General features: G+C 67.6%; 19 protein-coding genes. 15 read left to right on the forward strand and 4 right to left on the reverse strand.

Annotated elements, in window-relative coordinates; translation table 11 throughout:
* The first annotated feature begins 29 nt into the window (after nucleotides 1-29).
* From truB to J2S53_RS01605, 8 genes are all read left to right on the forward strand, one after another.
* A complete protein-coding gene (gene truB / locus J2S53_RS01570) occupies nucleotides 30-941 on the forward strand; it encodes a tRNA pseudouridine(55) synthase TruB (protein WP_456239437.1) in 912 nt (303 codons plus the stop codon).
* Between the two features lie 192 nt (nucleotides 942-1,133).
* Nucleotides 1,134-2,114: a bifunctional riboflavin kinase/FAD synthetase gene (locus tag J2S53_RS01575; RefSeq protein ID WP_130466851.1), complete on the forward strand. Its 981-nt coding sequence runs from the start codon at nucleotides 1,134-1,136 to the stop codon at nucleotides 2,112-2,114.
* 137 nt (nucleotides 2,115-2,251) lie between these two features.
* The gene (locus J2S53_RS01580; RefSeq protein ID WP_456239438.1) at nucleotides 2,252-2,761 is read left to right on the forward strand and encodes an XRE family transcriptional regulator; all 510 of its coding nucleotides are present in this window, start codon (nucleotides 2,252-2,254) and stop codon (nucleotides 2,759-2,761) included.
* Nucleotides 2,762-2,897: 136 nt separating this feature from the next.
* Nucleotides 2,898-3,476, forward strand: a complete 579-nt coding sequence (locus tag J2S53_RS01585) for a 2'-5' RNA ligase family protein (protein ID WP_456239439.1) — start codon at nucleotides 2,898-2,900, stop codon at nucleotides 3,474-3,476.
* Nucleotides 3,477-3,690: 214 nt separating this feature from the next.
* Nucleotides 3,691-3,960, forward strand: coding sequence for a 30S ribosomal protein S15 (gene rpsO / locus J2S53_RS01590; RefSeq protein WP_092924562.1), 270 nt, complete (start codon nucleotides 3,691-3,693; stop codon nucleotides 3,958-3,960).
* A 284-nt stretch (nucleotides 3,961-4,244) separates the two neighbouring features.
* Nucleotides 4,245-6,497 (forward strand): polyribonucleotide nucleotidyltransferase, encoded by a 2,253-nt coding sequence (locus J2S53_RS01595; RefSeq protein ID WP_456239440.1) that lies wholly within the window; start codon nucleotides 4,245-4,247, stop codon nucleotides 6,495-6,497.
* Nucleotides 6,498-6,853: 356 nt separating this feature from the next.
* On the forward strand, nucleotides 6,854-7,603 hold the full coding sequence (dapB, locus tag J2S53_RS01600; protein ID WP_456242667.1) for a 4-hydroxy-tetrahydrodipicolinate reductase: 750 nt from the start codon (nucleotides 6,854-6,856) through the stop codon (nucleotides 7,601-7,603).
* On the forward strand, nucleotides 7,603-8,085 hold the full coding sequence (locus tag J2S53_RS01605; protein WP_456239441.1) for a tetratricopeptide repeat protein: 483 nt from the start codon (nucleotides 7,603-7,605) through the stop codon (nucleotides 8,083-8,085). The genes dapB and J2S53_RS01605 overlap by 1 nt, the downstream gene beginning before the upstream one ends.
* Nucleotides 8,086-8,102: 17 nt before the next feature.
* Here the strand turns inward: J2S53_RS01605 and J2S53_RS01610 are convergent, their stop codons facing one another.
* A complete protein-coding gene (locus tag J2S53_RS01610; protein ID WP_456239442.1) occupies nucleotides 8,103-8,660 on the reverse strand; it encodes an N-acetyltransferase family protein in 558 nt (185 codons plus the stop codon).
* 107 nt (nucleotides 8,661-8,767) lie between these two features.
* On the opposite strand from J2S53_RS01610, the gene J2S53_RS01615 reads away from it, so the two are divergent.
* Nucleotides 8,768-9,973 carry a winged helix-turn-helix domain-containing protein gene (locus tag J2S53_RS01615; protein WP_456239443.1) on the forward strand — a complete coding sequence of 402 codons (1,206 nt, stop codon included), beginning with the start codon at nucleotides 8,768-8,770 and terminating at the stop codon, nucleotides 9,971-9,973.
* Between the two features lie 64 nt (nucleotides 9,974-10,037).
* Here the strand turns inward: J2S53_RS01615 and J2S53_RS01620 are convergent, their stop codons facing one another.
* Both J2S53_RS01620 and J2S53_RS01625 read right to left on the reverse strand, forming a co-directional pair.
* Nucleotides 10,038-10,991, reverse strand: coding sequence for a DUF4097 family beta strand repeat-containing protein (locus J2S53_RS01620; RefSeq protein WP_456239444.1), 954 nt, complete (start codon nucleotides 10,989-10,991; stop codon nucleotides 10,038-10,040).
* A 187-nt stretch (nucleotides 10,992-11,178) separates the two neighbouring features.
* On the reverse strand, nucleotides 11,179-11,724 hold the full coding sequence (locus tag J2S53_RS01625) for a toxin-antitoxin system HicB family antitoxin (RefSeq protein WP_456239445.1): 546 nt from the start codon (nucleotides 11,722-11,724) through the stop codon (nucleotides 11,179-11,181).
* Between the two features lie 278 nt (nucleotides 11,725-12,002).
* On the opposite strand from J2S53_RS01625, the gene thyX reads away from it, so the two are divergent.
* The 5 genes from thyX to J2S53_RS01650 all read left to right on the forward strand — a co-directional run bounded on the left by thyX (nucleotide 12,003) and on the right by J2S53_RS01650 (nucleotide 17,018).
* On the forward strand, nucleotides 12,003-12,755 hold the full coding sequence (gene thyX / locus J2S53_RS01630; RefSeq protein WP_092924570.1) for an FAD-dependent thymidylate synthase: 753 nt from the start codon (nucleotides 12,003-12,005) through the stop codon (nucleotides 12,753-12,755).
* A gap of 89 nt (nucleotides 12,756-12,844) precedes the next feature.
* Nucleotides 12,845-13,471 (forward strand): TIGR03085 family metal-binding protein, encoded by a 627-nt coding sequence (locus J2S53_RS01635; RefSeq protein ID WP_456239446.1) that lies wholly within the window; start codon nucleotides 12,845-12,847, stop codon nucleotides 13,469-13,471.
* Nucleotides 13,472-13,707: 236 nt separating this feature from the next.
* Nucleotides 13,708-14,652: a 4-hydroxy-tetrahydrodipicolinate synthase gene (gene dapA / locus J2S53_RS01640; protein WP_092924572.1), complete on the forward strand. Its 945-nt coding sequence runs from the start codon at nucleotides 13,708-13,710 to the stop codon at nucleotides 14,650-14,652.
* Nucleotides 14,653-14,684: 32 nt separating this feature from the next.
* A complete protein-coding gene (locus J2S53_RS01645; protein ID WP_456242668.1) occupies nucleotides 14,685-16,376 on the forward strand; it encodes a ribonuclease J in 1,692 nt (563 codons plus the stop codon).
* A 417-nt stretch (nucleotides 16,377-16,793) separates the two neighbouring features.
* Entirely contained in the window at nucleotides 16,794-17,018 is a 225-nt protein-coding gene (locus tag J2S53_RS01650) for a hypothetical protein (protein ID WP_456239447.1), read from the forward strand.
* 622 nt (nucleotides 17,019-17,640) lie between these two features.
* Here J2S53_RS01650 and tnpB read toward each other — a convergent pair.
* Complete coding sequence (tnpB, locus tag J2S53_RS01655; RefSeq protein WP_456239448.1) at nucleotides 17,641-18,906, reverse strand: IS607 family element RNA-guided endonuclease TnpB; 1,266 nt, start codon at nucleotides 18,904-18,906, stop codon at nucleotides 17,641-17,643.
* A gap of 419 nt (nucleotides 18,907-19,325) precedes the next feature.
* Here tnpB and J2S53_RS01660 point away from each other — a divergent pair, with 419 nt between their 5' ends.
* The gene (locus J2S53_RS01660; RefSeq protein ID WP_456239449.1) at nucleotides 19,326-21,935 is read left to right on the forward strand and encodes a DNA translocase FtsK 4TM domain-containing protein; all 2,610 of its coding nucleotides are present in this window, start codon (nucleotides 19,326-19,328) and stop codon (nucleotides 21,933-21,935) included.
* The last annotated feature ends 101 nt before the right edge of the window (nucleotides 21,936-22,036 follow it).

Genomic DNA, 22,036 nt, shown 5'->3' on the forward strand with positions numbered 1-22,036 from the left:
GGCGTCGATATCAGGCAGGATGGGGCGTCGTGCCGCGTCAGACCCGTACCTCCTCGCAGCAGACAACTCCCGCCGGTTTGTTGGTCGTGGACAAACCGGCGGGGATGACCTCGCATGACGTCGTCTCCCGCGTTCGCCGAATCATGGGGACCCGCAAGGTCGGGCATGCCGGAACGCTCGACCCGATGGCCACCGGTGTGCTGGTGCTCGGTTTGGAGCGTGCCACCAAGCTGCTCGGTCACCTCGCGCTCGACACCAAGGCCTACCTGGCCACTGTCCGACTCGGTTCGGCGACCGACACCGACGACGCGGACGGGGAACAGATCTCCGCCGCCGATGCTTCCGGGATCACCGAGTCCGCCGTCGCGGCGGTGATGGCCGAGTTGACCGGTGACATCGAACAGGTCCCCAGCAAGGTCAGTGCGGTGAAGATCAACGGGCGCCGTGCCTACGAACTCGCCCGCAGCGGTGAGGAGGTCGAGCTGAGCGCCAGACCGGTCACCGTGTCGCGGTTCGACCTGCTCGCCACGCACTCCGTCGGGGAGACGCTCGATCTCGACGTGATGGTGGAGTGCTCCTCCGGTACCTACGTTCGCGCGCTGGCACGTGATCTGGGGGAACGGTTGGGAGTCGGGGGTCATCTGGCCAGGCTTCGTCGTACGCGGGTCGGTCCGTTCGGGCTGGCGACGGTCCGCGGTCTCGAGTACCTGGAACAGCACCCCGAGCTGTCCATGGACCTCGATCAGGCTGTCGCCGCCGCTTTCCCGCGGCACCAGGTCGACACGGCAACCGCACGGGCGCTCTCGCACGGCAAATCGATCACCGGGACGGACCTCGACGGCACCTACGCGGCGTTCGACCCCGATGGTCACGCCCTCGCGCTGCTGCGGAATCAGGGAGCGACGGCCAAGCCGGTGTTGGTGCTGCGTCCGGCCGGTTGACCACAGGTGACGCGTCGCCGTCCCGACTCCGGGCCGTGCCGGGGCGGGACTCGTCGTTCCCCGGTAGTCTCCTCCCACTTCGTTGGACGCCGCTGCGGTGATGTCCCCGACCGGGGACACCACGAGGCTCTTCGCGGCGACACGCCCCGGTCCCGCCCGCGCGGCACACATGGCTAGATAGGGTGGAAAGCCGTGCAGCGTTGGCGTGGCTTGGAGCAGCTTCCCAGTGGGTGGGGCCGGTGTGTGGTCACCATCGGAGTTTTCGACGGGATGCACCGGGGGCATCAGCAACTGATCGGGCAGGCCGTGCGGCGGGCGCGACAGCGCGGGCTGCCGTGCGTACTGGTCACCTTCGACCCGCATCCGGCGGAGGTGGTCCGCCCGGGCAGTCATCCCGCGCAGCTGACCACGCTGCAGCGCAGGGCCGAACTGGCGGAGCAGCAGGGGGTCGACGTTTTCTGCGTGCTGCCGTTCACCGCGGAGATGTCGCGAATGCCCGCCGACGAATTCGTTCACGAGATCATCGTGGAGCGGCTGCACGCCGCCGTGGTCGTGGTGGGGAAGAACTTCACGTTCGGCCACAAGGCCGCGGGGGACATAAACCTGCTGCACACGCTCGGGCAGCGGTTCGGTTTCGAGGCGGAGTCCGCCGAACTGCTTGGCGGCCACACCGACGGCGCGGAACAGCACGAACCGCCGGTCACGTTCTCCTCGACCTTCGTACGTTCCTGCGTGGACGCGGGTGACGTGGCCGCCGCTGCCGCCGCGCTGGGCCGTTATCACCGGCTGGAGGGAATCGTCGTTCGCGGTACCGGCCGAGGAGGCAGGGAACTCGGATACCCGACGGCCAATCTGTCCACCCCCGAGTTCGCGGCGATACCTGCCGACGGGGTCTACGCCTGTTGGTTCACACATAGACAGCGTGGCGCGACGGAACCGGAACAAACCCTGCCGGCCGCGGTCTCGGTCGGCAGCAATCCCACCTTCTCCGGCACCGAGCGCACCGTGGAGGCGTTCGTACTGGATGTCGATCGCGATTTCTACGGCGAGTACGCCGAGCTGGATTTCGTGGACCGATTGCGCGGAATGGTCCGCTTCGATTCGGCCGACGAGCTGGTCGCTCGGATGGCGCAGGACGTGGCCGAGACACGTGCCCTCCTCATGCCGCGGTGACCCGTTCCGCCGTGCGGTTGATTGCCCAGGCGTTATGAAACATTTTTCGGATTCCGGACCCGTGCGTTTCGCCGGCCTGGCAATATTCGGAACTCGAGAGGGTTCATCGATCCGAACGGCAGCCGGGGGGAGCCAACGTGCAGGAACGCGAGGTCGTCCAGCGGAATCTGGCGTTGCAACGTCAGTGGTACGGCGAACCGCTGGGCGATCGGGTACGGCGACTGGTGGTCGCCTACCGCACTTCACAGGCTCAGCTGGCGGAAGTACTGGGGATCAGCGCACCGATGCTCAGCCAGGTGATGAGCGGCAGGCGTGCCAAGATCGGTAACCCCTCCGTGCTGGCCAGGCTCGTCATGCTGGAACGCAAGGTGTTCACCCCGGGTGTGGCAGCCGGGGAGTCCGAAGCGGTGCGACAGGCACTCGAGGACGTCAGGGATTCCCGGCCCGCGCTCGGAAGGGACAGCATGCCCGTTCGGCAGGTGGGCAACAGCGAGGAAGTGGTGCGACCCGCGCTGCGGCAGGTCGCCCAGCCGCACGAGTTGGAATGGGCCGCCGACCTGCTGGACAGTTATCATCCCGCCCTGGCCGGGCTGTTACGAAGAGCCGCCTCCGGTGAGACCAGGGCCGAGGACAGCAGATCGGCGTGAGTGGTGGCCGCGAGTGGGACGCGCCGCTCCGGGGTCGGTTCGAATTTCGACGTGGGCTCGCCGTGACGGCGAACGTACGGACTCGTCCCGGCACGGACCTCGACACCCCTGTCGGCGGATTTCGGGAGGATTCCTGATGCGTTTGTTCACCGCGCTCTGGCCTTCCGAAGCCGCGGTCGCCGACCTTGCCGCCGCGTTGGGTGGCGACAGACGTGGCGAGTGGCCGGGCGGAGCGGAGCGTTCGCGTGGTTTTCGTCCGATCCCGCCCCGCCGGTGGCACGTGACCCTGTGCTTTCACGGTGACGACGCCGATCCCGACACCGTCGTCGCCCGGTTGCGGGCCGGAGTGGCCGAACTCCACGAGACCGAACCGGACTTCGCCCTGCCATCGCTGTGCCTGGCGGGGGTCGGTACGTTTCGCGGCGCGCTATGGGTGGGGGTCGCGCCGGAGAACGACGTTGGCAGCGGCGGGGTTTCACCGGTGCTGCGCAGGGTGGCCCTGCTGGCAGGAGCGGACGTTCGGCGTTTCCGCCCACACGTTACGGTCGCTCGTTGGTCGGGCGGTAGGGTGGAGTCCGATCGGCTCACCGATCGGTTGAACAGCTACGTGGGACCGGCCTGGTCGGCGGAATCGCTCGACGTGGTTGCCAGTGAGCGGCACTCGGGGACGCTGACCTATCGGACGGTGTACCGGGTTCCGCTGAACCCTCGGTGACACGCCGCGCAGCGGGTATACCACTTTTCACCGGTTCCCCTGTTATGCTCGGTGGCAGCCTCCGGCTGCGGTCCGTGGCGGCCGGAGATCAGCCAGACGGGTGATTGCCAGCTTCGAGTTTTTGGCCTCAACCGAACGGTGACGATACGTAATCCGATGTCGTGCCCAGCACGGTATCGGCGGCACGGGACACGAAATACAAGGAGACTCACTCGTGGCGCTGTCCACTACCGATAAGCGGCAGATCCTTTCCGAGTACGGCCTGCACGAATCCGACACCGGATCGGCCGAGGCGCAGGTCGCCCTGCTGACCCATCGGATCTCGGGACTGACCGAACACCTCAAGGAACACAAGCACGACCACCACTCGCGTCGTGGCTTGCTGCTGATGGTCGGCCGTCGCCGTCGGATGCTCAACTATCTGACGCGGGTCGACGTCACGCGCTACCGTTCGCTGATTCAGCGACTGGGACTGCGCCGCTGACAGTTCGCCCGGGGGAGTGGCCGCGCTGCCACTCCCCTTGGTGTATGGGGTGGAACCCCACGAGCGACGTCCGGATCACAACCGGCAAGCGACACAGGGTTGCCAACACAGAGTCCACACCGCTGCCAAGCAGGTGCCTTCGCCGGTCCTCGGTAGTGGCCACAGGGGGTGTCGGAGCGAACATCCCCTGGGCTTCGATCGATGACCGGCCCCGTCGGACCATGCTGCGTGCGGTCGTTGTGGTCTCTGCGTTCGGAGGAGCCCACAATTTCTAGGAGCATGAGTTGACAGACTCGCAGTCATACGACGACGGGGTGTACGAAAGCACCGCCGTCCTGGACAACGGCGAATTCGGCCAACGCACCGTCCGCTTCGAGACCGGCAGGTTGGCCAAGCTGGCGGCGGGCAGCGTCACCGCCTACCTGGACGACGGCACCATGCTGTTGTCCGCCACCACCGCCTCCAAACAACCCAAGGACAACCTCGACTTCTTCCCGTTGACGGTCGACGTCGAGGAGCGGATGTACGCGGCGGGACGCATCCCGGGATCCTTCTTCCGCAGGGAGGGAAGGCCCTCCACCGACGCGGTCCTGACCTGCAGGCTGATCGACCGCCCACTTCGCCCGAGCTTCGTCGAGGGGTTGCGCAACGAGGTGCAGGTCGTGGTCACGGTGATGAGCCTGAACCCCGAGGACTCCTACGACGTGTTGGCGATCAACGGCGCCTCGGCCTCCACCCAGCTGTCCGGACTGCCCTTCTCCGGCCCGGTCGGCGGCACCAGGATGTCGTTGATCGACGGCCAATGGGTCGCCTTCCCGACTCACGAGCAGCTCAAGCGGTCCGTGTTCAACATGGTCGTGGCCGGGCGCATCGTCGGTGACGACGTGGCGATCATGATGGTCGAGGCCGAGGCCACCGAGGGGACCGACGAGCTGCTCGCCGAAGGCGCCCAGGCCCCCACCGAGGAAGTGGTCGCGGGTGGTCTGGAAGCGGCGAAACCCTTCATCCGGGGGCTCTGCGAGGCGCAGCAGCGGTTGGCCGAGGCCGCCGGCGGTGCCGCCGAGGAGTACCCCGTCTACCCGGCCTACGCCGAGGACGCCTACACCGCCGTGGAGCAGGCCGTTTCCGGGGAGCTGGCCGAGGCGCTGGCCATCGGCGGCAAGCAGGAGCGGGAGCAGCGGCTCGACGAGCTGAAGGAAATCACGCTGCAGCGGGTCGGCGTCGAGGAGGGCGACTCCTTCGCCGGCAGGGAGAAGGAGCTCGGTGCCGCGCTGAAGGCGCTGACCAAGAGACTGGTCCGCCAGCGCATCATCCGGGACAAGGTCCGCATCGACGGCCGTGGCCTGACCGACATCCGCGGCCTCTCGGCCGAGGTGGGGGTGGTTCCCCGGGCACACGGTTCCGCGCTGTTCGAACGCGGCGAGACACAGATTCTCGGGGTGTCGACGCTGAACATGCTCCGGCTGGAGCAGACCATCGACAGTCTCGGTCCGGACACCAGCAAGCGTTACATGCACCACTACAACTTCCCGCCCTACTCCACCGGCGAGACCGGTCGAGTGGGTACGCCGAAGCGACGCGAGATCGGGCACGGCGCGCTCGCCGAACGCGCACTGGTCCCGGTGCTGCCGGGCAGGGACGAGTTCCCCTACGCGCTGCGTCAGGTTTCCGAGGCGCTGGGCTCCAACGGGTCCACCTCCATGGGGTCGGTCTGTGCCTCGACGCTGTCGCTGCTGAACGCGGGTGTTCCGCTCAAGGCCCCGGTCGCGGGCATCGCCATGGGGCTGGTCTCCGACGAGGTGGACGGGCAGACCCACTACGTGGCGCTGACCGACATCCTCGGTGCCGAGGACGCCTACGGTGACATGGACTTCAAGGTCGCGGGCACCAAGGACTTCATCACGGCCCTGCAGCTGGACACCAAGCTCGACGGCATCCCCTCCGAGGTTCTCGGGCAGGCGCTGGGACAGGCCAGGGACGCCCGGTTGGCCATTCTCGGCGTCATGGCCGAGGCGATCGGTTCGCCGGACGAGATGAGCCCGCACGCGCCTCGGGTTACCTCGATCAATGTTCCGGTGGACAAGATCGGTGAGGTCATCGGCCCGAAGGGCAAGATGATCAATACGATCACCGAGGAGACCGGTGCCGAGATCACCATCGAGGATGACGGCACGATCTACGTCGGCGCTTCGGACGGCCCCTCAGCGGAGGCGGCCATCGATCGGATCAACTCGATCGCCAACCCGCAGCTGCCCAAGATCGGTGAGCGCTTCCTCGGAACGGTGGTGAAGACCGCCGCGTTCGGTGCCTTCGTCTCCCTGATGCCGGGCAAGGACGGTCTCGTCCACATCTCGAAGCTCGGCAACGGCAAGCGCATCGGCAAGGTCGAGGACGTGGTCAACGTCGGCGACAAGCTCCGGGTGGAGATCGCCGACATCGACAGCAGGGGCAAGATCAGCCTGGTTCCCGTCGACGAGGAGTCCGAGTCGGTCAACGTCGACGAGGCCTCGGTGCAGCAGTCGCCCGAGTCGGAGTGACCATCCCTCGGAACCGGCGTTCCCGGCAGGGTACGCCGACCGGCCGAACCTCGGCCGGAGGTTCCGACTCGACGGTGGACCGATCGATGTGACCCGGCCCGCCCGGAACTCTTCGGGCGGGCCGCACTCGTCGGTGACCCCCGAACGTCCCGTCCGGTCATCGCTGCTCGCGGGGGCCGCGGCGGCGCGAGTGGCGTTCACGTGCCGCGTGCGACACCTCTCGTGGTGCGGGGCCGGTGCGCGAGCGGGGGCGGGGCGAGCAATATCGTGCCGGGCAGGAGTTCGTCGGGCAGGAGTTCGTCGGGCAGGAGATCGTCGGGCAGGGAACCGTGCAACTTTCGAAAGGAGTCGAGCCGGTGGAGCCGATCAGGGTCGGAGTACTCGGTGCGCGCGGGAAAATGGGGTCCGAGGCCGTTCGAGCCGTCGGGGAGGCAGCCGACACCGAACTGGTCGCCGAGATCAATCGGGAGGATTCGCTGCGTGGGTTGTCCGAGGCCGGGGTTCAGGTGGCGGTGGATCTGACCCATCCGGATTCGGTCATGGACAACCTGGCGTTCTGCGTGGAACACGGCATCCACGCGGTGGTCGGCACGAGCGGGGTCGGCACCGAAGAGCTGAGCAGAATTCGGAGTTGGCTCGGTGAACGGCCGGAGATCGGCGTGCTCGTGGTCCCGAACTTCGCCATCGGCGCGGTACTGGCCATGAAGTTCTCCGAGATCGCGGCGAGATACTTCGATTCGGCCGAGATCGTCGAATCGCACCACCCCCGCAAGGCCGATGCCCCGTCCGGAACCGCGATCCGTACCGCACGGATGATCTCCCAGGCCAGGACGGCGGCGGGACTGGATCCCATGCCCGATGCGACCACCAGGGACCCGGAGGGCGCCCGTGGCGCGGAGATCGACGACGTTCACGTGCACGCGGTGCGCATGACCGGTCTGGTCGCGCATCAGGAAGTGCTGTTCGGCACCGAGGGGGAGACACTGACGGTGCGGCACGACTCCTACGACCGGCGTTCGTTCATGCCCGGCCTGTTGCTCGCGGTGCGCGAGATCGAGCGGCGCAAGGGAGTCACCGTGGGGCTGGATCCCCTGTTGGGGCTGTGATGTCCGAGAGCGCGAAACGCCGTTCGTGGTCGCCGGGCGCGCGTGGAGCCGCGTTGCTGCTCGCGCTCGTGCTCGCGGTGTACCTGGTTCTGCTGGGGCAGCGGGCGGTGACAATGCTGTTCAGCGGTGTTCCGGTGTTCGCGGTGCTCGGCGTGGCCGTGTTCGTCCTTCCGGTGCTCGGTGCTGTTCTGGTGCTCGACCAGATCCGGTTCGGGATGCGTACGCAGCACCTCGCGGAGCGGATGAGTGACGAGGGAACACTGCCGGACGTGTCGCATCTGCCGCTTCGTCCCTCGGGCCGAGTGCGGCGCGATGCCGCCGACGAGTGGTTCGAGGGCAAGCGCGCGGAACTGGAGCGGACCCCGAACGACTGGCGGGCGTGGTACGCCCTGGCGCAGGCCTATGATCTGGCGGGCGACCGGAACCGCGGCCGTCGTTCGATGCGCAGGGCCATCGAGCTGGAGCGGCGGGATTCCGAGTGAACCGGTATCCGGTCGCATCACTCGAAACGCAGCTCCAGAGATCCGGTGACGCGGAGTTCACGCAGTGGTCTGCCCCCGGCGTCCAGGGTCCGGACCGTTCCGTCCGGCTCCCAACCGACACCGCGGTAGAAGGCCATGGACGCTTCGTCGGCTTCCGGGATCCAGGCGATGCCCCTGGTGTTGCCCGCTTCTCGCAGCCGTTGGGCCAGGGTGCCGAGCAGTCTGCCACCGTGCCCCCTGCGTCCCCAACGCGGCTCCACGAGCAGGGTGCTCACGAGTCCGGTGTGGTTCGCGTCCTCTGGTACGGAGCCGTCCGCCGCGGCCGTCTCCCCCGCTGGAGCGGTACCGCCCACGCAGAAGCCGACCGTCCAGCTTCCCTCCGTGGCGAGCAGAACCGTCGTCGCGCTCTCCGCCACGGCCTCCGACCACTGCCGCTCCGTGGTGTCCTGGGTGAGCTCATCCAGCACACCGGGCGGCAGTAGCTCCGTGTAGGCACTGCGCCAGGTGTCGAGCTGAATCCGGGCGATCTCTGCCGCGTCCGCGACTGTGGCGGTCCGTACCTCGGCGTCGGCCATGACGAGAACCTAACGTGTCCACCTCGACGGGTTCGGTGGTGGTGGCCGAAACCGGATCGGCGTACGGATACACGGTGTGTCGGTGTCCGCTGGCATGATTGCCCGGTATGCGCACGATCGGTATCGCGGCGGCTCGACGGATCGCGCTGGCCGCCCAGGGATTCTCCGACACTCCGGCAACCGGCACCTCGGATCGCGGGCGGCTGCGCCGTGTACTGCGACGTACGAACCTGCTGCAGCTCGACTCGGTCAACGTGGCGGTACGTGCCCACTACATGCCCCTGTTCAGCAGGATCGGCGGTTACGACAGGTCGTCGCTCGACGACGCCGCATGGAATCCCGGCTCCCGTCGTCTGCTGGTGGAGTACTGGGCACACGAGGCCTCGTTGATCCCGTTGGCCGATTGGCCGTTACTGCGCTGGCGGATGCGGGAATACGCCGACACCTCACGGCGCCGCTACCGTCGGCTGTTGGAGCGCGCGCCCGGACTGACCGACGAGGTGCGTACCGCTGTGAAGGAGAGCGGCCCGGTCAGTGCGGCGGAGTTGGAACGCGAGATCGGCGGGTCCAAGACGGGAACCGGCACCTGGTGGAACCGTTCGGACACCAAACACGCCTGCGAGCTGCTGTTCGCCGCCGGGGAACTGACCACGGCCACCCGACGCGGTTTCCAACGCCACTACGATCTCGTCGAGCGCGTGCTGCCCCCCGAGATCCTGGCCCAGGATCCACCGGTGGACGAGGCTGTGCGGACCCTGGTCTCCCGTGCCGCCCGTGCGTTCGGCATCGCCACCGAGCCGGATCTGCGGGATTACTACCGACTGTCTCCGGAGCGTTCCCGCGCGGCGGTGAACGAACTCGTCGAGCAGGGCGAGCTTCGTCCCGTCACCGTCGAGGGCTGGTCGGATCGGGCCTACGTGCATCGCGGTGCTCGTACGCCCCGTTCGGTCGGAGCTCGGGCACTGCTCTGCCCGTTCGACCCGCTGATCTGGTTCCGCCCCAGAGCCGAGCGACTGTTCGGCTTCCGGTACCGCATCGAGATCTACGTGCCCCGGGAGCAGCGGGAGTACGGGTACTACGTGTTCCCGTTCCTGCTGGACGATCGGATCGTGGCGCGCGTGGATCTCAAGGCCGATCGCCAGGAGGGCGTGTTGCGCGTTCCGGGGGTGTTCGCCGAGCCGGACGTCGAGCACGATCGGGTTGCCTCCGAGCTGGGCGCCGCACTGCGCGAGATGGCCGACTGGCTCGGGTTGGGCGAGGTGGTCGTCGGAGAGCGCGGTGATCTCGCCACCGGGTTGCGCCTCGTGGCGTGACCCTCCCGGGAGGATCGTACGAAGCGAGGACAACGGAACTCGGTCGAGGAACCTACACGAGCGATCAGACAGCCGAGGTCAACAGTGCCTGCCCGCTGCCGGTGCGGCCGAAGAGTTTCAGCGCGGGCTCCGTGTCGGGCGGTTCCGTGGAAACCTCCAGCTCGCTGGATATGCTGCCGGTCGAGGACGTCAGGTCCACCTCCGCGGTGACGCCGCGTCCCACGGCGAACTGCAGTTCTCCTGAGCCGGTGATCAGTTCCACCTGCCCCGCCGTTCCCTCGGCGACGGTGATGTCACCGCTGCCGGAACGCACCAGCAGATCGTCGGCGATCCTGCCCAGCCACACGCTGCCGCTGCCGGTCACCACCGAGGAGGCGGCGTCGATCGCGGCGATCTCGATGCTTCCGCTTCCGCTGCGTGCCTGTAGCCCGGCCCGCACGGTTCCGAGCCGGACCTGTCCGGACCCGGTTCGCACGGTCGCGGTGCCGGTTGCCTCGTCGGTGAGTACCGAGCCGGAACCGCTTTGCAGGCTCAGCCGCCCCGAACTGCCGCCGATCCGGATGGAGCCCGGCCCGGTTCGTGCGTTGACCCGGGAACCGGTCGGAGCGTGTACCCGAAGCGCCAGTGGTACCGAGCGCAGCGGCACCGTGGTGGGCGGATGCACGGCCACTCGGCTGTTGGTCATGTCCACCCGCGTCTGCTGTACCGCCTCCGCCGCCGCGTTCAGTGCGCGTTCTCCCTCGCGGGTGCCGCCGTTGCCGCGTCCGTTCCCGGGCTTGATGCCGGTTTCGTTGAACTGCTCGCTGACCCAGTTCAGCAGTCCGCTGAGCCCGCCTCGCCAGTCCGGATAGCCGTGCTCCGGCTCGTGCCGCACCTCCACCCGAACCGTCTCGGACTCCTCCAGCTCGACCTCGATCGGGCCGAGGCCGTTACTCAGGTCCAGTTCGACCGGCCCCGAGACCCGGAACTCACGGTCACGCACGAGTTCCCGGGGCGGCGGCTCCGAATGTTCGCTCATCCTGCTCTGCTCCTTGGGAAGTCCTGAGTGGGTCGCTGCGAGGTGTGCCCGAGAGATACCGGAGTGGGGCCGGTGCGGCTGAGCCCTCCAGCAGCCCGTGAGGTCGCACCCCGGCCAGTGACCCCGCTACCTCGGGAGAGTCCTCGCGGGGCACGTCGAGCGACGATCCGCGTCAACCGCCCTGCCACTAGCCGGTGACCCATCCCCACAGTCGGGAGGAGTCGGGAACGTCCTGGCCGGAGTCCCCGGAGCGGCCCGGCTGCTCCGGTCCGCCGCCGTTCCAGGCGCCGTGCGGCCGGTTGCCGTGCAGCGCCCCCTGCACGGCCCTGGCCACCCAGGTGTTCAACGAGACACCCTGCGTGGAGGCGGCCTGTTCCGCCTGTCCCTTGATCTCGTCCAGCAGTCGCAGCGTGATTCTGCTGATGTCGCCGCTGTCACCGCTGGGAGGTGGCTGTGGTGGCTCCTCCTCGGTGCTCTCCCGGCGGTGTTCGCTCGGCCCGCTCACCACCGCGCGTACGTCCCTGCCTTCGAGGCGCACGTCGACCACGCGGCCGTCCAGCTGCGTGGTCACCTCCGCAGCCAGATCGGACAGCGCGTTCATCAGGGTCAGCCGAACAGCCGGCTCCAGCGCCCCCGCCAACAGGGTCGCGGCGTGTCGGGTGTCCTCGTCCCCCATCGATGCCGCCGCCGTCAGGTCCTCACGGAGTTGGCTGATGTGCGAGCTCAAATCCATGACGTCACCATGACGTCATTCTGGTGTCACCGCAAGGGGGAGTGGTGTCGTGCGTCCTGACAGATCGCCGGGAGAGCGGCCTCGTGCGTGGTTCCGGTTCGGTGAGGCATCGGGTCCGTTCGGCAGCCGCGTACCGCGCGTCGGACCGGCGAACTCGGGGTCGTTAGGGTGTTCGACGAGGGAAGTGGCCACGCCGATCGCCGGTGGGGGCCTCCCGGGGGAGTCATCGCCGGTGGCATCGCGCCGGCCGTAGTACGCAGGAAAGGGGTTCGCCCGCCGTGACCGAGATCGTTCCGCCGAAGGTACGGCTGATCGGCAAGACCGAGTTCTTCCCGCCCGAAGACGTGGACTGGTCGACCGATGCCGACGGGGGACAGGCGTTGGCGGAGTTCGCGGGTCGTGCCTGTTACCAGTCCTGGAGCAAACCGAATCCCGCCACCGCGACCAACGCCGGGTACCTGGACCACATCATGGAGGTCGGGCATCTCTCCGTGCTCGAACACGGAACCGTGACCTTCTACATCAGCGGCGTCTCCCGTTCGTTGACCCACGAGCTGATCCGCCACCGGCATTTCTCCTACTCCCAGCTGTCGCAGCGTTACGTCCCCGAGCGGGACGCGGGCATGGTCGAGCCCGACATCATCGCCGAGGACCCCGAGCTGCACGAGAAGTTCCTGGCCGCGACGAAGGCGGGGCTGGAGGCCTACGCGGATCTGCAACAGGCGCTGCAGGACAAGTTCGCCGACGAGCCCAAGGCGACGCTGCGCCGCAAGCAGGCCAGGCAGGCCGCCCGTGCCGTGCTGCCCAACGCCACCGAGACGCGCATCGTCGTCACCGGTAACTACCGCGCCTGGCGGCACTTCGTCGCGATGCGCGCCAGTGAGCACGCCGATGTGGAGATCCGCGGGCTGGCCGTGGAATGCCTCAGGCAGTTGCGGGGAGTGGCCCCCAACGTCTTCGGTGACTTCGAGATCACCGAACTGCGGGACGGCACCGAGGTGGCTTCGAGTCCGTACGTGACCGAGGGCTGATCCGCCTCGTGGCCTTCGACGAGCCAATGTGGGCCGTGGATCACCTCCTCGCGCGGACCTCGCCCGGCTGTTCCGGCTAGAGTGCGGGCATGGGTGTGGCTAACGACGAACGTCAGCAATTGTGTGATCTGTTCGAGCGGTTGGGGCCGGAGGCGCCGACGCTGTGCCACGGTTGGTCGACGCGTGATCTGGCCGTTCACCTGGTGGTACGGGAACACCGCCCGGACGCGGCGGGTGGGAAGCTGCTGAAGGCACTGGCCGATCGAGGGGAACGTGTTCGGGGCGAACTGGCTCAACTCCAGTGGGAGGAGCTGGTCGATCGGGTACGTCAGGGGCCGCCGAAGTGGAACCCACTCGGTATCGGGGCGGTCAACGAGGGTGTGAACAGCGCCGAGTACTACGTGCATCACGAGGACGTCCGCCGGGCACAGCCGGGGTGGCAGCCGCGACCGGAGGACCCGGAGCGTTCGGAGGCCCTCTGGAAGGCGTTGTCCCGCACCGCCAGGTACTTCTACGGCCGCAGCCCGGTGGGCGTGGTGCTTCGTCGTCCGGACGGCCACGAGGTCTCCGCGAAGAACGGGCCGCGGACGGTGCGCATCCTCGGTTCCTCGGAGGAGCTCCTGCTGCACGCCTTCGGCAGGAAGCCCGCGCAGGTCAGCTTCGAGGGGAACGAGGCCGACGTGCTGGCGGTGGAGGATCTTCGCCGTAGCGTCTGAGCGAGCGGCTCCGGTCGGTGGGGCAGTCGGGTCTGCGGTGCCCGGGGCACCGCGAGGAGTGATGTGTCTCACTGGCCGGAGTCGTGGAAGAATCCGGGTGTTGTTCCCGTCGGGCGCGGAACAATGCCTCGCCGCGGTTCGAATCGTCGTGATGTTTCCGTCGCCCGAACGTTCCCGGGACACAGTTCCGAGACGGGCACGTCCGATGATCTCCTCGGAGGGTAGCGTCAGCAGTTATGACCGTCAGTCCCACAGCTACCGAAGGTCGTCCTTTCGGGCGCGTTCTCACCGCCATGGTTACCCCGTTCGACACGGACGGGAATCTCGACACGGCTCTCGCGCAACAGCTGGCCTGTTATCTGGTGGACCGGCTGGGTAACGACGGCCTGGTCGTCAACGGCACCACCGGTGAGAGCCCAACCACCACCACCGAGGAGAAGGAACGGCTGCTGCGTGCCGTCTCCGAGGCCGTCGGGGATCGTGCCACCGTGGTCGCGGGGGCGGGAACGAACGACACCGCGCACTCCGTGGAACTGGCGCGCGGGGCCGAGAAGGCCGGGGCCCACGGGCTGCTCGTGGTCACCCCTTACTACTCCAAGCCGCCGCAGGAAGGGCTGTACTCGCACTTCACCACGGTCGCCGATGCCACGGAACTCCCCGTGATGCTCTACGACATCCCGCCGCGTTCGGTGGTTCCGATCCAGACCGAGACGCTCAAGCGGCTCGCCGAGCACCCCCGCATCAAGGCGGTCAAGGACTCCAAGCACGATCTGCTCGCGGGCAGCGACGTGATCGCCAATTCCGACCTCGTGTACTACTCCGGCGAGGATCCGCTGAACCTGCCGTGGCTGTCCACCGGGGCGGTCGGTTTCGTCAGCGTGGTGGGGCACGTGGTCGGTGACCGGCTGCGCCAGATGTTGGACGCGCACGAGTCCGGTGACGTCGCCACCGCCCGTGAGATTCACTACGGGCTGCTCCCGGTCTACCGGTCGATGAACTTCGTCGGTGGTGTGATCTTCTCCAAGACGGCACTGCGCCTGTGTGGTTACGAGACGGGGCAACCCCGGCTCCCGTTGCCGTCGGCCACGGACGAACAGGTGCGCATCATCGCCAGCGATCTGTGGGATGCTGGTCTGGTCCTGGTCAATCCCGATGCGGCAACCGAGGTGACATCGCGTTGACAGCACGCGCAACGTCGACCGAGAAACATCCCCTGACACCGACGTCGGCGACTCCGGCCCCACCTCCGTTGGAGGAAGGGGCGCTACGGGTGGTCGCCCTCGGCGGTATCGGTGAGGTCGGCAGGAACATGACCGTGTTCGAGTACGACGGTCGGTTGCTGGTGGTCGACTGCGGTGTGCTGTTCCCGGAGGACGATTCCCCCGGAGTGGATCTGATACTGCCCGACTTCGGCCCGATCGAGAACCGCCTCGAGGAGATCGAGGCGATCGTGCTCACGCACGGGCACGAGGACCACATCGGCGCCCTGCCCTTCCTGCTGCGGCAACGCCCGGAGCTGCCGGTGATCGGTTCCGGCTTCACGCTCGCGCTGCTGTCCGCCAAGTGCCAGGAACACCGGTTGACGCCGCGGCTGGTCGAGGTCGAGGAGGGGCAGCGCAGCAGTCACGGCGAGTTCGACCTGGAGTTCTTCGCCGTCAACCACTCGATTCCGGACGCGCTGGCGGTGGCGATCCGCACCCCCGCGGGGACGGTGCTGCACACCGGTGACATCAAGCTGGACCAGCTGCCGCTGGACGGTCGGTTGACCGACCTCGCGGGATTCGCGCGGATGGGCGGTGAGGGAGTCGATCTGTTCCTGGTCGATTCCACCAACTCCGAGGTGCCCGGCTTCGTCACCCCGGAACGCGAGATCGGCCCCGTGCTGGACTCGGTGATAGGACGAGCCACGCAGCGTGTGATCGTGGCCTGCTTCGCCAGCCACGTACACCGGGTGCAGCAGGTGCTCGACGTGGCGACCTCCTACGGGCGCAAGGTCTGCCTGGTGGGGCGCTCCATGGTGCGCAACATGGGGATCGCCGCCGAGCACGGCATCCTGCGGGTTCCGGAGGGAGCCCTGGTCGACCTGGACGAGGCGCTGCAGATGTCGTCCGACTCCGTGGTGTTCGTCTCCACTGGATCGCAGGGGGAGCCGCTGTCGGCGCTGTCACGGATGGCCCGTGGCGAGCACAAGCAGATCAGCATCCAGCACGGCGACACCGTCATCCTGGCGAGCTCGATGATTCCCGGCAACGAGACGGCGGTTTTCGGCGTCGTCAACGGCTTGGTCCGGCTGGGGGCCGAGGTGGTCCACCAGGGGAGCGCCAAGGTGCACGTCTCCGGGCACGCCTCGGCGGGCGAACTGCTCTACCTGTACAACGCGGTGCGCCCGGCCAACGTGATGCCGGTGCACGGGGAGTGGCGGCACCTGCGGGCCAATGCCGAACTGGCCACCCTCACCGGGGTGCAACCCGACCGGGTGGTGATCGCCGAGGACGGCGTCGTGGTGGACCTGGTCGACGGTATCGCCAGCATCGCGGGCCGGGTCGAGGTCGGACACGTCTACGTGGACGGACTCTCGGTCGGTGACGTCGGCGAGTCCACGTTGTCCGATCGGCTGGTGCTCGGTGAGGGCGGCTTCATCTCCATCACGGTGGCGGTGGAGGCCGGTACGGGACGCGCGGTATCACCCCCGACGGTCTCGGGCCGGGGCTTCTCGGACGACCCCAAGGCGCTCGACGGGGTCGTTCCGCTGGTGGAGATGGAACTCTCGCGGACCGAGGCCGAGGGCATCAGTGATACGCACCGCATCGCGCAGACGGTGCGGCGTACGGTCGGCAAGTGGGTCGCCGACACCTACCGGCGTCGTCCGATGATCGTGCCCAACGTGCTTCCGGTGAGTTCCTGAACCGGGGTTTCGTTCGGGCCGTTGGAGCGCCGGCACAGCGGGACCGCACACCGGCTCGTGGTGGATGCACGTACGTCGCTGGGAACGTCCTCGACGGTTCGCGAACTCCGTGATCCGTGCCGCCCCGTGATCGTGAGCTCGGAACCGCTTGGAAGACACTTTCGAGTGGATAATCCCGGGTGCGGTTCCGGCTACCGTGGACACATTTTGTTTGCAACAGCACTTTCGTGTGGTGATGTTGCCTCGATGGTGTGACTGCGCGCGCTGGTTCCCGGCTGTGATGCCAATGTGGAAACAGCCGGTCGGCGGAAAGCTTGCGGGGAAACTTTCGTGTTTCCGCTGAGCCGGTCCGCTCCGCAGTAACAGTAGATCGCAGATTGGGGTCCGATCGTGCGTAAGTCGCTTCGCCTTCTGACGGTGTCGGCAGCCGCCGCCGGTCTCATGGCCGTGGGATCGCCCGCCATGGCCGACAGCTATGACAACGACGGCATCAACGTCCTCAACGACAACAACATCAGCGTCCTGCCGATCCAGCTCTGCGGGAACAACGTCGGTGTGCTCGGCGTCGCCGGCAACATCGGTTCCTCGCAGAACAGCAAGTGCGTCAACGCACCCATCGTTGACCACGCCAAGATTCGCTGAGCATCCGGTCGGTCCCCGCCGCGGTGGATGGGGACCGGTACGTGCCGCGAAGACGTGTGACGGGGTTCTCGTGATCGGCGAATCGGTGTTCGGGTGCGCGAGTGAAGTGGGAGCCGTCGGGCACACCGAGCCGAACGGATAGAACCGGCGACGTTTCCCAATGGGCGCTGTCGGGGTGGGCGCGCTCGGGGAGCGGTCGAACGGGAAGCCGGTACGGGCCGAAGTCACACCAGGGGAGGGGGAGCGCTCGGCGTCGCACATCGTGTGCGGCGCCGAGCGTTTTTCGGTGTGGAGACTCGTCTTCCGGGCATTTCGGGAGGCCCAGTGGTCCAGCGGTGTCCAGCTCGCTTCCGCGGGGTGTCGAGTGATTTCGTGACGTCGAGTGGAACCTCAACGTCGAGCGGACCGCAGCGCCGTGCGCAACACCGTCGGCTGCGTGGTTCGTGGTTCCGACCGCCGCGTCGCCCCGGAATTCGGTTCGGAGCCTGGCTCGGGAGCGGGACGCGGTGCGCAGACCACGTCGGCACGATCGCCCGCCGGTGCGGGCCAGGTACGGCAGGGCGCGTTGACCAGGCGTTGCCGTTCAGGAAACGTGTAGAAGCGTTCCTGAGCCGTTGTATTGCTACACGGCCTTGACCGCACCCGTAGGTGCGGTCTTCCCGTGGCGGTACCCGTTGCCAGCGGGGCTGGTCTTAGGTGGGTTTCCAGCGGGCTCGTTTTTCGTCGCCCCGCAACTCGGGGAGGACGTCAGGCCCGCGAGGTTGCGGGCCGCGTTGTGGTCGCGATCCGCGGTGTGGCCGCAGGACTCGCAGGTGAAGACACGTTCGGACAGGCGCAGTTTGGCTTTCACCGCGCCACAGTCTGAGCAGGTTTTGGAGCTGGGATACCAGCGGTCGGCTACCACCAGGTGGCGGCCTGACCAGATGGTTTTGTAGTCGAGCTGTCTGCGCAGCTCGCTCATGCCCACGTCGGAGACGGCTCGGGCCAACCGGCGGTTGCGCACCATCCCGGACACGTGGAGATCTTCGACCACCACGGTGTCGAACTCGGCCACGAGTCGGGTGGAGAGCTGGTGCAGCCCGTCGCGGCGCGCGTTGGCCACCTGCGTGTGCAGGCGAGACACCTGACGCTGGATTGTGCGCCACCGGTTCGACGGCTTCTGTTTGGTGCGCCGGTCCGGGCCACGACGACGGGACGCTTGGCGGTGCAGTCGGCGCAGTTTCCGCTGCGCCCGGTCGAGATGTTTCGGGTTGGCGACGGTCTCGCCGGTGGACAGCACCGCCAAGTGCTTCACCCCGAGATCCACCCCCACCGTGCCGCCCTGGGTCGCAGGCTGGGGGTCGGTTTTGGTGATCTCGACGGACAACGACACGTGCCACCGGCCGCGCCGGTACGACACGGTGGCCGAGCGGATGCGGGCAGTGCCGCGCTCGACGTGCCGGGCGAGTGTGCGGGTGGACTCGTGGGTGCGCACCAGCCCGATGCGGGGCAGCTTCACATGCCGCCGGTCCGAATCGGACAGCCCGAACGAGCCGGTGGTGAACCGACACGAAAAGCGGTGGCGCTTGGACCTGAACCGAGGGAACCCCACCGTTTTCCCGGCGCGCTTGCCGGTGCGGGACTGATGCCAGTTGCCCAGCGCGTCAGCCAGATTGGCCAGCCCGGTGGCGTAGGCTTCCTTGGAGTTCTCGCCCCACCACGGGGCCACCTCGTTCTTCGCCGCGTTCCAGGCTTTGCGCAGGGAGTAGGCCGACCACGACACCGTCGTGGTGAGCTGGTCCTCGGCGACTCCGTAGGAAGCTTCCGCTACCCGCTGATCCAGCACGGCCTTCACCCGAGCCAGACCCCAGTTGTAGGCGAACCGGGACGCACCGCAATGCGACGACAACCGCTCTCCCGGACTCGTGGTGTTGTCCGCTGACCGCCGGCATCCCACCGAAACTTCGTGTTCCTCCCGGTGAAGGAGACCCGGATCCGTCCTTCCGTTCGGAAACCCCGACCAGTCTTATCGGCATGTCCGTCCCGGTGCTTGTCACGTCGTCGCCGCACCCACCCGGGTGGGTGAAATGTGTTCGGCGGAGCCGTCGACGGCGACGTCCGAGTGGTCCTGCCGAGAACGGGTGCCACGGCTCCACGGCTTCGACGCGTGCCCGCCCCTCGCCGCTCCCGGTCGTCCGCTCGACGGCGTGTCGGTTCGTGGCCGGAACCGTGTGCCTGTGAGCATGACGAGCGGCTCTTCCGAGAACAGTGATGGACGGCTTTCGGCTGGTGTTACAAGAGAGACGGAGCACCGATACCGTGTTCGGTATGGCCAGCGGCACGACGGGTAAGGGGCGGACGAACGCGCGTGGTGGAGGGGAGCGTCGTGGCTCCTCCGGAGCGAGCACGAAGAAGTCCACCTCGAACGGATCCGGTTCCAAGAGCACCAGGAGCGGGGGAACGCGATCCGGTCGGTCCTCCACCGGGAATGCCGCCACGACCAAGCGCACCGCGAAGAACGGTTCCCGGCGTTCCACCGCCAACCGGGGGAACGCCGCCAAAGGCGGTAACTCCCGGGGCGGGTCCGGTGGGTCCGAACTGGGCCGCAGTCTTGCCCGCACGACCGGAACCCTGCTGCGTGCGTTGGGGCGCACCAGGGAGCTCGAACCCGCGCACCGGCGTGACGGAGTGGCCCTGATCCTGCTGGCCGTGGCGGTGATCACCGCGGCGGGCGTGTGGTGGCAGGCGGGCGGTCCGGTCGGCCACTGGTTCGACTGGCTGCTGCGTTCGGTGGTGGGGTCCGCGGCGCTCGCACTCCCCCCGGTGCTGTTCGCGGTGGCGGTACTGCTGATGCGTACCGAGACCAATCCCGACGCGCGTCCGCGAATGGTGGTCGGAACGGCGCTGCTGCTGTTCGCGGGACTCGGTGTGCTGCACATCGTCACCGGTGCCCCTCGTCGCGCCGAGGAGTGGTCGGAGGCGGGTGGGCTGCTCGGATACGCCGCGGGCGGACCATTGGCCAACGGGATGACCGGTGTCGTCGCGGTGCCGGTTCTCGTGTTGGTCTCACTGTTCGCCGTGCTGTTGCTGACCGGAACCGCGGTACGCGACGTTCCGGAACGACTGCGTCAGCTCGCCCATCCCGAGCACACCGCGTCCGAACCGGCCGATGAGGAGCTGCGTCCGTCCGATCAGGGCAGTGCCGAGCTCCGTCGACCGGCTAGGCGCAGGCAGGCCGCCATGACCGGGTCGTCGTCCCAGGAGGAGTCCGAGGACGCTGTCGAGCGGACGGGTAAGACCCGAGCCGCCGCGACGTCGGAGCAGCCGCGGGCCGAATCACGCACCGAGACGTCCTCGAAGGCGGCCGAGAGCGGCGGGGCCGCGTCGGTACAGGCGACCGGGGCCGCTCCGGAGGAGCCGCAGCAACTTACCCTCAGCCGTACCGTGGAGGGTGACTACCACCTTCCGCCGCTCGACGTGCTGCAGGAGGGCGATCCCGCGAAGCGGCACAGTACCGCCAACGACGCGATGATCGAGGCGATCAACGGGGTGCTGCGTCAGTTCAAGATCGACGCGGAGGTGACCGGATTCGTCCGCGGCCCCACGGTCACCCGCTACGAGGTCGAGTTGGGCCCCGGGGTCAAGGTCGAGAAGATCACGGCGCTGACCAGGAACATCGCCTACGCGGTGGCCAACGACAACGTACGGCTGTTGGCTCCCATACCCGGCAAGTCAGCCGTCGGGATCGAGGTCCCCAACAGCGACCGCGAGATGGTGCGGCTCGGTGACGTGCTGCGTTCGCCGACGGCGGCCAACGACACGCATCCACTGGTGATAGGGCTGGGCAAGGACATCGAGGGGCAGATGGTCACCGCGAATCTGTCCAAGATGCCCCACCTGCTCTGCGCCGGTTCGACCGGTTCCGGTAAGTCGAGCTTCGTCAACTCGATGCTGGTGTCGCTGTTGGCGAGGTCCACCCCGGACGAGGTCCGGATGATCCTGATCGATCCGAAGATGGTGGAACTGACTCCCTACGAGGGGATTCCGCACCTGATCACCCCCATCATCACCGAGCCCAAGAAGGCGGCGTCCGCCCTCGGGTGGCTGGTCGAGGAGATGGAACAGCGGTATCAGGACATGCAGGCCAACAGGGTCCGCCACATCGACGACTTCAACGACAAGGTGCGCTCCGGCGAGATCACCACTCCACCGGGAAGTGAACGCGAGTACCGTCCCTATCCGTACATCCTGGCGATCGTCGACGAGCTGGCCGACCTGATGATGACCGCGCCCCGCGACGTCGAGGACGCGGTGGTGCGGATCACGCAGAAGGCGCGCGCGGCGGGGATCCATCTGGTGCTGGCGACCCAGCGTCCATCGGTCGACGTGGTAACCGGTCTGATCAAGACCAATGTTCCGTCCCGGTTGGCCTTCGCGACCTCCTCGCTCACCGATTCGCGAGTGATCCTCGACCAACCGGGGGCGGAAAAGCTGATCGGCATGGGTGACGGTCTCTATCTGCCGATGGGAGGCGCACGCCCGGGCCGAGTGCAGGGCTCCTTCGTCAGTGACGAGGAGATACACCGGGTCGTGGGCTACACCAAGGAACAGGCGGAACCCGACTACGCGGACGGGGTCACGGTTGCCAAGGCGGGGCAGCAGAAGGAGGTGGACTCCGACATCGGCGATGACCTTGATGTGTTGCTGCAGGCAGCGGAACTGGTCGTCACCAGTCAGTTCGGTTCGACCTCGATGCTGCAACGGAAGCTGCGGGTCGGTTTCGCCAAGGCGGGCAGGCTGATGGATCTGCTGGAGTCCAGAAGCGTCGTCGCGCCCTCGGAGGGGTCCAAGGCGCGTGAGGTGCTGGTCAAACCGGAGGACCTGGACAGTGCGCTGAGCGCTATCCGGGGTGGTCCGCCTCCGGAGGAGACGGAGTGATTCCGCCGCGGTGCTCCGACGCACCGCGGCGGAATCGGTCCGTACGCTCGGGGTCTTCCCGACCGGGAGTCCTTCCGACGCCACGCGACCGGCTCCCGAGC

The sequence above is a fragment of the Actinopolyspora lacussalsi genome, assembly GCA_030803735.1.
Taxonomy (GTDB): domain Bacteria; phylum Actinomycetota; class Actinomycetes; order Mycobacteriales; family Pseudonocardiaceae; genus Actinopolyspora; species Actinopolyspora lacussalsi.

Excerpts from the sequence above, each read along its gene's own strand:
- J2S53_RS01620 (WP_456239444.1), bottom strand. The coding sequence starts at position 10,991 with ATGAGCGAACATTCGGAGCCGCCGCCCCGGGAACTCGTGCGTGACCGT.
- J2S53_RS01625 (WP_456239445.1), bottom strand. The coding sequence starts at position 11,724 with ATGGATTTGAGCTCGCACATCAGCCAACTCCGTGAGGACCTGACGGCG.
- dapA (WP_092924572.1), top strand. The coding sequence starts at position 13,708 with ATGACCGTCAGTCCCACAGCTACCGAAGGTCGTCCTTTCGGGCGCGTT.
- J2S53_RS01605 (WP_456239441.1), top strand. The coding sequence starts at position 7,603 with ATGTCCGAGAGCGCGAAACGCCGTTCGTGGTCGCCGGGCGCGCGTGGA.
- J2S53_RS01615 (WP_456239443.1), top strand. The coding sequence starts at position 8,768 with ATGCGCACGATCGGTATCGCGGCGGCTCGACGGATCGCGCTGGCCGCC.
- J2S53_RS01660 (WP_456239449.1), top strand. The coding sequence starts at position 19,326 with ATGGCCAGCGGCACGACGGGTAAGGGGCGGACGAACGCGCGTGGTGGA.
- J2S53_RS01610 (WP_456239442.1), bottom strand. The coding sequence starts at position 8,660 with ATGGCCGACGCCGAGGTACGGACCGCCACAGTCGCGGACGCGGCAGAG.
- J2S53_RS01585 (WP_456239439.1), top strand. The coding sequence starts at position 2,898 with ATGCGTTTGTTCACCGCGCTCTGGCCTTCCGAAGCCGCGGTCGCCGAC.
- J2S53_RS01635 (WP_456239446.1), top strand. The coding sequence starts at position 12,845 with ATGGGTGTGGCTAACGACGAACGTCAGCAATTGTGTGATCTGTTCGAG.